The sequence below is a fragment of the Serratia sp. SCBI genome, from assembly GCF_000747565.1.
GTDB classification, from domain to species: domain Bacteria; phylum Pseudomonadota; class Gammaproteobacteria; order Enterobacterales; family Enterobacteriaceae; genus Serratia; species Serratia ureilytica.
The window spans coordinates 664995-676545 of record NZ_CP003424.1 but is presented as its reverse complement, the minus strand read 5'-3'; the positions used below and the strand labels follow the sequence as shown (position 1 = coordinate 676545).

At 62.2% G+C, this 11551-nt stretch carries 9 protein-coding genes and 1 pseudogene; 4 read left to right on the top strand and 6 right to left on the bottom strand.

The features are described 5' to 3' along the window. Positions 1 to 32 precede the first annotated feature (32 nt). Together SERRSCBI_RS03080 and ettA are read left to right on the top strand one after the other, a co-directional pair. The gene (locus SERRSCBI_RS03080) at positions 33 to 530 is read left to right on the top strand and encodes an OmpA family protein (RefSeq protein WP_033641803.1); all 498 of its coding nucleotides are present in this window, start codon (positions 33 to 35) and stop codon (positions 528 to 530) included. A 142-nt stretch (positions 531 to 672) separates the two neighbouring features. Next, positions 673 to 2340 carry an energy-dependent translational throttle protein EttA gene (gene ettA / locus SERRSCBI_RS03075; protein WP_025159620.1) on the top strand — a complete coding sequence of 556 codons (1668 nt, stop codon included), beginning with the start codon at positions 673 to 675 and terminating at the stop codon, positions 2338 to 2340. Between the two features lie 30 nt (positions 2341 to 2370). Here ettA and SERRSCBI_RS03070 read toward each other — a convergent pair whose 3' ends face one another. Together SERRSCBI_RS03070 and SERRSCBI_RS03065 are read right to left on the bottom strand one after the other, a co-directional pair. Then, the gene (locus SERRSCBI_RS03070) at positions 2371 to 3276 is read right to left on the bottom strand and encodes an AraC family transcriptional regulator (RefSeq protein WP_042783660.1); all 906 of its coding nucleotides are present in this window, start codon (positions 3274 to 3276) and stop codon (positions 2371 to 2373) included. 106 nt (positions 3277 to 3382) lie between these two features. Further along, positions 3383 to 4294 (bottom strand): LysR family transcriptional regulator, encoded by a 912-nt coding sequence (locus SERRSCBI_RS03065; RefSeq protein ID WP_033641801.1) that lies wholly within the window; start codon positions 4292 to 4294, stop codon positions 3383 to 3385. A 97-nt stretch (positions 4295 to 4391) separates the two neighbouring features. Between SERRSCBI_RS03065 and SERRSCBI_RS03060 the strand changes: the two genes are divergently transcribed. Beyond that, positions 4392 to 5393, top strand: a complete 1002-nt coding sequence (locus tag SERRSCBI_RS03060; RefSeq protein ID WP_033641800.1) for a zinc-binding alcohol dehydrogenase family protein — start codon at positions 4392 to 4394, stop codon at positions 5391 to 5393. A gap of 31 nt (positions 5394 to 5424) precedes the next feature. Here SERRSCBI_RS03060 and SERRSCBI_RS03055 read toward each other — a convergent pair whose 3' ends face one another. The 4 genes and pseudogenes from SERRSCBI_RS03055 to serB all read right to left on the bottom strand — a co-directional run bounded on the left by SERRSCBI_RS03055 (position 5425) and on the right by serB (position 10708). Further along, the gene (locus tag SERRSCBI_RS03055; RefSeq protein ID WP_042783659.1) at positions 5425 to 6858 is read right to left on the bottom strand and encodes a glycosyltransferase family 39 protein; all 1434 of its coding nucleotides are present in this window, start codon (positions 6856 to 6858) and stop codon (positions 5425 to 5427) included. A 133-nt stretch (positions 6859 to 6991) separates the two neighbouring features. Then, positions 6992 to 8267 (bottom strand): annotated as a pseudogene (gene nadR / locus SERRSCBI_RS03050) (multifunctional transcriptional regulator/nicotinamide-nucleotide adenylyltransferase/ribosylnicotinamide kinase NadR). Between the two features lie 58 nt (positions 8268 to 8325). Next, positions 8326 to 9711: a DNA repair protein RadA gene (gene radA, locus SERRSCBI_RS03045; RefSeq protein ID WP_015376595.1), complete on the bottom strand. Its 1386-nt coding sequence runs from the start codon at positions 9709 to 9711 to the stop codon at positions 8326 to 8328. Between the two features lie 19 nt (positions 9712 to 9730). Further along, positions 9731 to 10708: a phosphoserine phosphatase gene (gene serB, locus SERRSCBI_RS03040; RefSeq protein WP_042783658.1), complete on the bottom strand. Its 978-nt coding sequence runs from the start codon at positions 10706 to 10708 to the stop codon at positions 9731 to 9733. A 110-nt stretch (positions 10709 to 10818) separates the two neighbouring features. Here serB and SERRSCBI_RS03035 point away from each other — a divergent pair, with 110 nt between their 5' ends. Further along, positions 10819 to 11502, top strand: coding sequence for a YtjB family periplasmic protein (locus SERRSCBI_RS03035; RefSeq protein WP_033641796.1), 684 nt, complete (start codon positions 10819 to 10821; stop codon positions 11500 to 11502). The last annotated feature ends 49 nt before the right edge of the window (positions 11503 to 11551 follow it).

Sequence of the window (11551 nt, the reverse complement as noted above, 5' to 3'; positions counted from 1 at the left end):
CGGCTATAACACTTGAACTAGGGATTTTGACTATGATACAGCAACTGTTTAAAGGTCGTTTTTCACTGCTGACGATGGCGTTCGTCGCCCTGCTGGCGCTCGCCGGTTGCCAGAGCAAGCCGCAAGGCCTGACGCCCGAGCAGGTTGCGCTGCTGCAATCGCAGGGCTTCAAACTGACCGACAACGGTTGGGAATTCGGCCTGTCGGATAAAGTGCTGTTCGGCAACAACATCGGCAAGCTGAACCCGGAAAGCACCGAGACGGTGCAGAAGATGGGCCGCGCGCTGCTGAGCGTCGGCATCACCAAGTTCCGTCTGGACGGCCATACCGACAACTACGGCGAAGACAGCTATAACGATCAGCTCTCCCTGCGCCGCGCCGATGCGGTCGCCGATCTGCTGGCCAGCGTCGGTATTCCGCGCGCCAACATCGAAACCCGCGGCATGGGCAAGCGCGATCCCGTCGCCGACAACCGCACCTCCAGCGGCCGCGCGGAAAACCGCCGCGTCGCGATCGTCGTCACGCCATAAGCCACCAATATGCGCCTTTATCGGCGCATAAACGGTTATACTTAGCGATCGCTGAGCGATGTCTGGGATCCAAGATCGAAACGGGCTACACTCATGCCGCCAGACATCCTATAAATACTGATATAGAGAGGCTTAGAGCAACGTGGCTCAATACGTCTATACCATGCACCGCGTCGGCAAAGTGGTACCGCCGAAGCGTCATATTTTGAAAAACATCTCCCTGAGCTTCTTCCCTGGGGCAAAAATCGGCGTACTGGGCCTGAACGGCGCCGGTAAGTCCACCCTGCTGCGCATCATGGCCGGCATCGATACCGATATCGAAGGGGAAGCGCGCCCGCAGCCGGGCATCAAGATCGGTTATCTGCCGCAGGAGCCGCAGCTTAACCTCGAACACACCGTGCGTGAGTCGGTGGAAGAAGCGCTGGCGGAAGTGGTCGGCGCGCTGAAACGCCTGGACGAAGTGTACGCGCTGTACGCGGAAGAAGGCGCAGACTTCGACAAGCTGGCCGCCGAACAGGGCCGCCTGGAAGAGATCATTCAGGCGCACGACGGTCACAACCTCAACGCGCAGCTGGAACGCGCCGCCGATGCGCTGCGCCTGCCGGACTGGGACGCCAAAATCGCCCATCTGTCCGGGGGTGAACGCCGCCGCGTCGCGCTGTGCCGCCTGCTGCTCGAAAAGCCGGACATGCTGCTGCTGGACGAACCGACCAACCACCTGGACGCCGAGTCCGTGGCCTGGCTGGAACGCTTCCTGCACGACTTCGAAGGCACCGTCGTGGCGATCACCCACGACCGATACTTCCTGGATAACGTGGCCGGCTGGATCCTCGAACTGGACCGCGGCGAAGGCATTCCGTGGGAAGGCAACTACTCGTCCTGGCTGGAGCAGAAAGACGCGCGTCTGGCGCAGGAAGCGTCCGCCGAAGCCGCTCGTCGCAAGTCGATCGAGAAAGAGCTGGAGTGGGTGCGCCAGGGCGCCAAAGGCCGCCAGTCCAAAGGCAAGGCCCGTCTGGCCCGCTTTGAAGAGCTGAACAACACCGAATACCAAAAACGTAACGAAACCAACGAACTGTTCATTCCACCTGGCGCGCGCCTGGGCGATAAAGTGGTCGAAGTCAGCAACCTGCGCAAGTCTTACGGCGACCGCCTGCTGATCGACGACCTGTCGTTCTCGGTGCCGAAAGGGGCGATCGTCGGCATCATCGGCCCGAACGGCGCGGGTAAATCCACGCTGTTCCGCATGATGTCCGGTCAGGAGCAACCTGATTCCGGCAGCATCGTGCTGGGCGATACCGTCAAGCTGGCGTCCGTCGATCAGTTCCGCGACAGCATGGACGGTTCGAAAACCGTGTGGGAAGAAGTCTCCGGCGGGCAGGACATCATGCGCATCGGCAACACCGAGATGCCGAGCCGCGCCTATGTCGGCCGCTTCAACTTCAAGGGCGTCGATCAGGGTAAACGCGTGGGCGAGCTGTCCGGCGGTGAGCGTGGCCGTCTGCACCTGGCCAAGCTGCTGCAGGTTGGCGGCAACGTGCTGCTGCTCGATGAACCGACCAACGACCTGGATATCGAAACCCTGCGCGCGCTGGAAAACGCCCTGCTGGAATTCCCTGGCTGCGCCATGGTGATCTCGCACGACCGTTGGTTCCTCGACCGTATCGCCACCCATATCCTGGACTACCAGGACGAGGGCAAGGTGGAATTCTTCGAAGGCAACTTCACCGAGTACGAAGAGTACAAGAAGCGTACGCTGGGCGCCGATGCGCTCGAGCCGCACCGCATCAAGTACAAAAAGATCGCCAAGTAATCCCCAAGGCGCCGCATGCGGCGCCTTTTTTTATGCCCGCGCCCGGCGATAATCGCGCGGTGAGCACGCCATCACGCGCTTGAAAGCATGGCTGAACGCGCTGTCGGAATCGTACCCCAAACGTTGCGCGATGATGGATACCGGTTCAACACCGGTACGCAGCGCCCGCGCAGCCAGCAACATGCGCCAACGCGACACATACTCAAGCGGCGCCATTCCCGCCTTCTGCTTGAAGCGCAGCGCCAACGTCGAACGGGAAACGCTCGCCGCATCGGCCAATGACGCCACCGTCCAGCGACGGGCTGGATCGGCGTGTACTGCCTGCATCGCGGCGCCGATGCGCGGATCGAACAAGGCGGGCAGCCAGCCGGAGGCCGCACCCTCCTCCCCCGTCAGGTAAATCCGCAGCGCCTGGGTCAACATGATTTGCCCCAGGTGATGCGTCATCAGCGCGCTACCCGGCGAAGGCTTTAACAGCTCGTCCGCCAGCCGCTGCAACGCCCATTGCAACACGGCGGCCTCTTCGGTGCCGCCTCGGATCACCATCAACACCGGTAAACTCCCCAACAACCGCTCCACTTCCTCACCGAAGGTAAAACTCCCGCCGATAAACAGGCAATCCTCCGCCTCGCCGCAGCTCGCCACACCATTTTTCGCCTGCAGATAAAGTACGTCAGCATCGAGCGCCGGCAGCGACAGATCGCTGCCGACAGTGACCGGCAGGCTGCGGGTCAGCAGCAAGCAGTCGCCGGCCGCCAGCCGCAGCGGTTCGGCCAACCCTTCCGCCGCCAGCCAACAGCCGCCGCGCACCACCGCGTTGAATTTCCCGCTCTGCGGCGCAGGAAAATGAACGGCCCAGTCGCCGCCGGCCTTCAGGCCGCCTAAAAACGCATTCTGGCTGTTCAATGGCGCAAGCACTTCCGATAACGGATCCATACCCTCTCCCCCTAAGCCCCTTTCATGAGCATAGCCCGCGCCATGCTCCAGCAAAAGGTTTAGGACGATGGCGACAGAAATTAGGCGTCGGCGTCATCTGCCAGGCCTACTCCCGCGTCAGCTCGCGCGCGTAGTCGTCAAACGCCGGGTGCTGCAATACCACATCGATGAAACAGGCCAGCGCCGGGGAATTCAGCTTGCGGCTCGGGTAGACCAGATACAGTTCATTCCCTTCTGCGCGCCAGGCCGGCAACACCTCCACCAACAGCTTCTGCGCCACCACCTCGCGGCTGAGAAACGCCGGCAGCAGCGTGATCCCCGCGCCGGCGATAGCGCATTCGCGCGCATACAGCAGATTGTCGGTGGTGTGCGCCAGCGGCAGCTGCCAGCGGTAATAATCGTCGCCGCAGCGCAGGTTCCAGGCCGTCCAGGCGCGGTGGGCAATGCAGCGATGCTGCTGCAGCTGCTGCGGGTGCTCGATCGGCGAGTGCTGCGCCAGATAGGACGGCGCAGCCAGCAGATAGCGCGGCGCATACCCGAGGCGGCGGCCGATCAGCGAAGAATCCTGCGGCTTGCCGGTGCGCAGCGCGGCGTCGAAGCCTTCCTGCACCAGATCCACCATGGCGTCGGATACCGACACCTCCAGCGATACGTCCGGGTACTGGCGCTGAAAATCCGCCGCCAGCCGCGCCACCAGGGTTGCCCCCAACCCGGCCGGCGTCGAGATGCGCAGGCGGCCGCTCGGGTTGTCGCGCAGCCGCTGCAGCGCCAGATCGGCCCGCTCGGCGGCGGACATCATCGCCTGGCAATGTTCCAGATAGCGCTCGCCGGCGAAGGTCAGGTTCAGCTGGCGCGTGGTGCGGTTGAGCAAACGCAGCCCCAGCGTCTGTTCGAGCTGGCTAATGCGCTGACTGACGCTGGACTTCGGCAACCCGACACGCTGCGCGGCGGCGGTGAAACTGCCGCACTCCGCCACCAGCGCGAACAGCGCCATGTCCTGCAGCTGTTTGAACTCCATTGTTCACCTCTGACGAACACTCAGTTAGATATTGTCCATCTTATCACCCCACTGCTGCGGGTCTACACTGGGGACATCATTTGAAAGGAGCACAATCATGTCGATAAAAGCCATTGCCGTAGACCCGCAGAACCCCGCCGGTTTCATCGAAATCTCACCGGAGATGCCGGTGCCCGGCCAGTACGATCTGCTGGTGGAAGTGAAAGCGGCCTCGGTCAACCCGGTGGATACCAAAGTACATGCCGGTCTGCAGAAAAGCGGCCTGCAGCAGCCGCGCGTCCTCGGCTGGGACGCCAGCGGCGTCGTGCTGGACGTGGGCAGCGGCGTCAGCGGCTTCAAGCCCGGCGATGAAGTGTGGTACGCCGGCGACATCACCCGGCCCGGCAGCAACAGCAGCCACCAACTGATCGACTCGCGCATCGCCGCGCACAAACCGCGCAGCCTGAACTGGGCGGAGTCCGCCGCCATGCCGCTCACCGCCCTCACCGCCTGGGAGGCGCTGTTCGAGCACCTGAACATTCAGGATGCGCCCGAGCACAAGACGCTGCTGATCATCGGCGGCGCCGGCGGGGTCGGCTCGCTGGCCATTCCGCTGGCCGCGCTGCGCAGCAAGGTGAAAGTGATCGCCACAGCGTCCAGGCCGGAATCCGCCGCCTGGTGCCGCGAGCGGGGCGCCGACCTGGTGGTGGACTACCGCGATTTGAAGGGCAACCTGGCACAACACGGCATCGAGCAGGTGGATTACATCCTCTGTCTGAACGATACCGACGGCCACTGGCCGGCGATGGCCGAACTGATCGCGCCGCTCGGCCATATCTGCACCATCGTCGAGAACGCGCAGCCGTTGGATCAAAACGCGCTGAAGCTGAAAAGCGCCGCGCTGCACTGGGAATTCATGTTCACCCGCAGCATGTTCACCACCCCGGACATCGCGCAGCAAGGCCGGATCCTGCAGCAGGTGGCGCAACTGCTGGACGACGGCAAGCTGAGCACCACGCTGAGCGAAACCCTGCACGGGCTGTCGGTAGACACGCTGACCGCCGCGCACCAACAGCTGCTCGGCGGCCATATGCAAGGCAAGCTGGTTATCGCTTACTGAGTTCGCATCGCGGCGGCGTTCTGCGCCGCCGTTACTGCGGGCGAACGAAGCCGACGCACAGCACCTGCTCGTCGCTCTGCGGATCGGCGCGGAAGGTCAGCGTCTGCAGCCAGTCGAGGCGCATCTTCGGCCAGTGGGCCAGTTCGCCGCCGAAGTCGCTGTGCGCGCAGTCTTCACCCAACCGACCGAACAAGGCGACGCCATGCTGCGCAATCTGCGGATAGCTGATGTTGACGTTGTAGATGTTCGGCCGCGTATGATTGGACCAGCGCGTAATGATCTGCGGCCGGGAACCGGCATACACCGTCATCCACTGCGACAGGTATTCGCCGCCGACATAACGCAGACTGACGCCATACCGCTCCTGCCACAGCTGTTCCACCCCGGCGCTGAACGCCTTGATGCCCACCATCTTCTGACCGGCATTGCGCACGTTGCCCAGCATCACCGCGGCATACCCCAGATAGACCGCCAGCGCCGCGCACATCAGCCCAATAGTCGCCGCCCGCAGTGAACGCACCGGCGGCTGACGCACGCAGCCGACCAGCAGCGCGGGTGCCAGCATGAAGAACGGCTGCAGCCACTCGGTCAAGCGGCCGCCGACGTTGAAGGAGAACCAGAAGGTGATGATGCCGAGCGGCAGCAGGTAGATCCACAGCAGCACCCGCATCGGCAAGGCTTTCGGCCAGGCCAGCACCGCCCCGCTGCGGCGCAGGATCCACCACAGCACCAGCGACGGATAGAACACCAGTAGCAGCGACTGCAGCATGTCGAGATTGAGCTGCATCTTGATCTGCGAATCCACCCACTTAAAGGCGGCGAAGTCGTGGTTCCATAGCCAGAATACGTTCGGCAACACCAGCGCCAGCCAGATCGCCACCGCCAGATAGAACTGCGGTTGGCGATAGCAGCGACGGATCTGCGGCACGAACAGCGTCGACAGCGCCGCGAAATAGACGAAGGCGAAGGTCGAATACTTCGCCATCATCGCCAGACCGGCGGCCAACGCGAAGGCCGGCCACCAGTTGGCCGAACGGGAAATCGCCATGTGGAAGAACAGCGCCATCCACGGCCACAGCATCACCAACAGGTAGTTGTCGTTGTAGGGAATGATGTCGAAATTGATGATGCCGGACAGGTTGAGCGTCAGCAGCGCCATCCAGGCCAGCGAAGTGCTGCCGCTCAGACGTCGCGCCAACAGCCAGACGCCCAACATGCCGATGGCGATGGCGATGAAGTGCCCGCCGTACCAGTAAACGTTCAGCGGCAGCCACGACAGCCAGATCGCCGGCTGCATCGCCGCACCGACCAACCAAGGATTTTTCGGTGAGCCCCACTCGCCGTTGAGGCCCCAATTGAGCGCCTCGACGGCGTCGTAAGGCAGGGTAGGATCGAGATGAACGGTCAGCAGCGTCCAGGCTGCGGCATAGCAGATCAACCAGAGAGCGAGTAAGCGATAAGACATGTCTTCTTCTGAGCGTTATTGTAAAGAAAACCTTAACGTAGTCGCTACCGAATGAACCATGTTTAAACAGGCCTTTAAATGTGCGTCCGTGCGGCCGTTTCTGCCGCGCGATCGCACATTACGCTAATTTTTCTCAGCCTGCGGCGTGGCGCTGGGCGGGCGCATTCGCCAGCCGACCGGCGTCCGCCGCCAGCAGCTGTTGCACCAGCTCGACACAGCGCAGGAAGCGCTCTTCGTAATCGCTGGACTCAACGTGCACGTACTCGATGTTGTTGGCGCGCAGCATCTCCTCCAGCAGGCGCTGGAACGCCAGGCGATCGGCGGTGCTGCCGAGACTGCGCAGGCCGTCCGCCACCCACGGCGTGTTGTTTTCCAGCAGGATCACCAGATCGAAGCGGTATTCGTCGATCAGCGCCTGCACGAAGGGATGCTCACGCCCTTCGTACTTTTTGCAAAACGCCTGGGTGGTGACGAAATCGGTATCGATAAACGCCACCTTGTTGGCGTACTTGACCGCGAAATCCACGTATTGCGCCTGCCCGAGGGCAATTTTGTCGTAGTCGGAGTACTGCAGCGCCATCTCGTCGCCGCCCAGGTGCGAGAACACGTAATCGCGGCCATATTCCCAGGCGCTGGTGGTGTTGAAGATGTTGGCCAGCTTGTTGACCAGCGTCGATTTGCCGCTCGACTCGCCGCCGAGGATCGCCACGGTGCGCACGAAGAACGGTTTCACCTCGGTCGGGATGTAATCCCAATAACGGAACGGATCCTGACGGATCTGATTGCCGCTGATGTTCATGAACGACCGTTCGGGATCGACCAAAATGGTTTCGATGCCCAGATGCTCGCGGTAGCGCGGCGCATCCTGCGCTTCGCTGGAATAGATGAAGCTCGGCACGATGCCTTTCTGTTCCATAAAGGCCTTCATGCCGTCGCTCCACACGTTCCAGCCGTGCGGGTACGGTTCGATGCCCTGCTCGTCGAACGAGTGGATATGGATGTTTTTCTGGTACTTGAAGGTCTGCAGCAGCCAGCGCAGGCGATCGCTGACCGTCGGCTGTTGCGACATCGAACTGTTCTCGAACAGCTCACGGTCGCGCGGCTCGTCGTGGCACAAGATAACGTGCAGCTCATCCACCTGGCTGCAGGCGCGCTGGATCAGATAGATGTGGCCGGTGTGCAGCGGGTAAAATTTACCAAACACCACGCCGACTTTGACCTCTTTGCGCGGGAACTCCAGCCCGAGAAAACGGTGCAGCGCCTCGAGCTTTTGCGCGCTCGGGCTTTTGATCTTGTCGTTCAACAGCTGGCTCAGATAGCCCTTGGTCATGCCGCTGGCATCCGCCACCTGCTGCAACGTGCAGCCTTTTTTGCTTGATGGACGTCTTCAGGTAATCAAATTGCGGCATGGCCACCTCCGTTTAGTATGCTAAACAAAATAGCATATCTTGCTCGCCGTCGGCGACATTAATAAAACTCTTCCAGCACGTCCAGCGCGTCCGCCAGCTTCTTGACCCCGAACACCTGCATGTTGGCCGGCGGCTTCTTCGGCATATTGCCGTGCGGCACGATGGCGCGCTTGAAGCCGTGCTTGGCCGCTTCGGCGATCCGCTCCTGGCCGCTCGGCACCGGGCGAATTTCCCCCGCCAGCCCCACTTCGCCGAACACCACCAAATCGTTCGGCAGCGGCCGATCGCGCAGGCTTGAGACCAGCGACATCAGCAGCGCCAGATCGGCGCTGGTCTCGCTGACCTTCACCCCGCCGACCACGTTGACGAACACGTCCTGATCCGACATCTGCAGCCCGCCGTGCCGGTGCAGCACCGCCAGCAGGATCGCCAACCGGTTCTGCTCCAGCCCCACCGCCACGCGGCGCGGGTTGGACATCATCGAATGATCCACCAGCGCCTGGATCTCCACCAACAGCGGCCGGGTGCCTTCCCACACCACCATCACCGAACTGCCGGAGGTAACTTCGTCGCCGCGGCTGAGGAAGATAGCCGAAGGGTTGCTCACTTCGCGCAGCCCCTGTTCGGTCATGGCGAACACCCCCAGCTCGTTGACCGCGCCGAAGCGGTTCTTGTGGCTGCGCAGGGTGCGAAAGCGGGAATCGGCGTCGCCGTCCAGCAGCACCGAACAGTCGATACAGTGTTCCAGCACTTTCGGCCCGGCCAGCGAGCCGTCTTTGGTGACGTGGCCGACCATCACGATCGCCACGCCGCGCGTCTTGGCGAAGCGCGTCAGATAGGCGGCGGTTTCCCGCACCTGCGCCACGCTGCCCGGGGAAGACTGAATGTCCGCCATGTGCATCACCTGAATCGAGTCGATCACCATCAGCTTCGGCTGTTCCTGCTCAGCTATCAGGCAGATCTGCTCGATGCTGGTTTCCGACAGCATGTTCAGGCCGCCGGTCGGCAGTCCCAGACGGTGGGCGCGCATCGCTACCTGCTGCAGCGATTCCTCGCCGGTGACGTACAGGGTTTTCATCTGTTCGGACAGTTTGCACAGCACCTGCAGCAACAGGGTGCTCTTGCCGGCGCCGGGGTTGCCGCCGATCAGAATCGCGCTGCCGGGCACCACACCGCCGCCCAGCACGCGATCGAACTCGAGAAAGCCGGTGGTGAAGCGCGGCAGCGCCTCAAGGCTGATTTCCGACAGCTTCTGCACTTTGCTGACGCCGGCGTCGCCGGCATAGCCGCTGAGGCGATCGTTGCGCGCCGCAGCGGGCGACGCGGCCAAACGCACTTCCGTGATGGTGTTCCAGGCATGGCAGGCGCTGCACTGCCCCTGCCAACGCGGATAGTCCGCCCCGCACTCATTGCACACAAATGCCCGTTTTGCCGCTTTTGCCACGTCTTACCTCAATCTCTCGTTATCGCACTTCGTGTTTCAGGCTGCCGGTGAGAATACACAGCACGCCCATCAAATCCGCATGCCGGATCGCCACCTGCGCTTTTTCATACACTTTCGGTTTGGCGTGGTAGGCGATGCCCAGCCCCGCCGCCTGCATCATTTTCAAGTCGTTGGCGCCGTCGCCGATGGCCACGGTTTGCGCCAACGGGATCTCCAGCTTCTCCGCCAGCCGCAGCAGCGTATCGGCTTTGAACTGCGCGTCCACCACCGGCCCCAGCACTTCGCCGGTCAGTTTGCCGTCGCGGATCTCCAGCTCGTTGGCCGCCGCCGCCACCAGCCGCAGCCGGTTGCGCAGGTATTCGGCGTAGTAGGTGAAACCGCCGGAGGCGATCGCCACATGCCAGCCCATCGCCTGCAGCTTGCCCACCAGGCTGGTCAGCCCCGGCATCAGCGGCAGCTCGTCGCGCACCTGCTTAAGGATGTTGGCGTCGGCCCCTTTCAGCGTACCGACGCGCTGGCGCAGGCTGGCGGTAAAGTCCAGCTCGCCGCGCATCGCGCGTTCGGTCACTTCCGCCACCTGCTCGCCGACGCCCGCCAGCTTGGCGATCTCATCGATGCACTCGATCTCGATCGCCGTTGAATCCATGTCCATCACCAGCAGCCCCGGCGTGCGCAGGTGCGGGATTTTGCCGAGCGGCGCCACATCCAGCCCGCTCTCCGCCGCCAGCAGCTTGGCGCGCGGCGTCAAGGTGCCCGCCAGCCGCACCACCTGATAGTCGTCCACGCCCCAGGCGGTGACGATCACCATCGCCGCGCCCAGCTTGCGTTGGAATTGGGTAATGCGCGCCTTGTCCAGCGCCCTGCCATATAACAGCCACCCGGTATTGCCCGCCCGGTAGTCCAGCGGCATCACTTCGTCGCCGCTGAGCGAAAGGGGAAGACCCGGCCATTGAGAGATCTCCGCCGGAAGATCGCAATAGGTCAGACTGTTTGACATCATTGACTCCTGAATGGACAAAAACGCTGCATGATAAAACGACGCATCAAGCTATCCTATCGCCAGCGGTTCTGGCAACATAAAGTGTCCCCGATGCCCAAGGAACCTGCATGGCTCGCGCTAAACTGAAATTTCGCCTGCACCGCACCGCTATTATCCTGATTTGCCTGGCTTTGCTGGTGCTGCTGATGCAGGGCGCCTCTTATTTTAGCCTGAGTCACCAAATGGCGCGATCCGAGCAGGTGGAAGAGCTGGCGCAAACGCTGACCAAACAGGTCGCCTACAGCCTGGCGCCGCTGCTGGACGACGACGGCAACAATCCGCGCATCGACGCCATCCTCAAGCAGCTCACCGATCACAGCCGCATTCTCGACGTCAGCGTGTATCAATTGGACGGCACGCTGGTCTCCCACGCCGGGGAACAGATAAGTATACGCGATCGCCTGTCGCTCGACGGCAAACGCGCCGGCAGCTACTTCAACCACCAGTTGGTCGAATCCATTCAGGGCAAAGACGGCCCGATCGGCTTTATCCGCATCACCCTCGACACCCACGTGCTGGCGACCGAATCCAAACAGGTGGACAACACCACCAACCTGCTGCGCCTGATGATCCTGCTGGCGCTGGCGATCGGCATCATTCTGGCGCGTACCCTGCTGCAACACCGCCGCAGCCGCTGGCAGCAGTCGCCCTACCTGTTGACCGCCAACACACCACTGGAAGAAGGCAATACGGTGGAAGACGATGAAGACGATGCGCCGGAGAAAAAACAGGAAGCGCCTAAGCAGGGGTAATTCAGGCCAGGCGTTGAATGCGTTCGTGCCGTTTTCTTGTCCTTTCGCT

Excerpts from the sequence above, each read along its gene's own strand:
- SERRSCBI_RS03070 (WP_042783660.1), bottom strand. The coding sequence starts at position 3,276 with ATGGATCCGTTATCGGAAGTGCTTGCGCCATTGAACAGCCAGAATGCG.
- SERRSCBI_RS03060 (WP_033641800.1), top strand. The coding sequence starts at position 4,392 with ATGTCGATAAAAGCCATTGCCGTAGACCCGCAGAACCCCGCCGGTTTC.
- SERRSCBI_RS03065 (WP_033641801.1), bottom strand. The coding sequence starts at position 4,294 with ATGGAGTTCAAACAGCTGCAGGACATGGCGCTGTTCGCGCTGGTGGCG.
- SERRSCBI_RS03080 (WP_033641803.1), top strand. The coding sequence starts at position 33 with ATGATACAGCAACTGTTTAAAGGTCGTTTTTCACTGCTGACGATGGCG.
- SERRSCBI_RS03035 (WP_033641796.1), top strand. The coding sequence starts at position 10,819 with ATGGCTCGCGCTAAACTGAAATTTCGCCTGCACCGCACCGCTATTATC.
- SERRSCBI_RS03055 (WP_042783659.1), bottom strand. The coding sequence starts at position 6,858 with ATGTCTTATCGCTTACTCGCTCTCTGGTTGATCTGCTATGCCGCAGCC.
- serB (WP_042783658.1), bottom strand. The coding sequence starts at position 10,708 with ATGTCAAACAGTCTGACCTATTGCGATCTTCCGGCGGAGATCTCTCAA.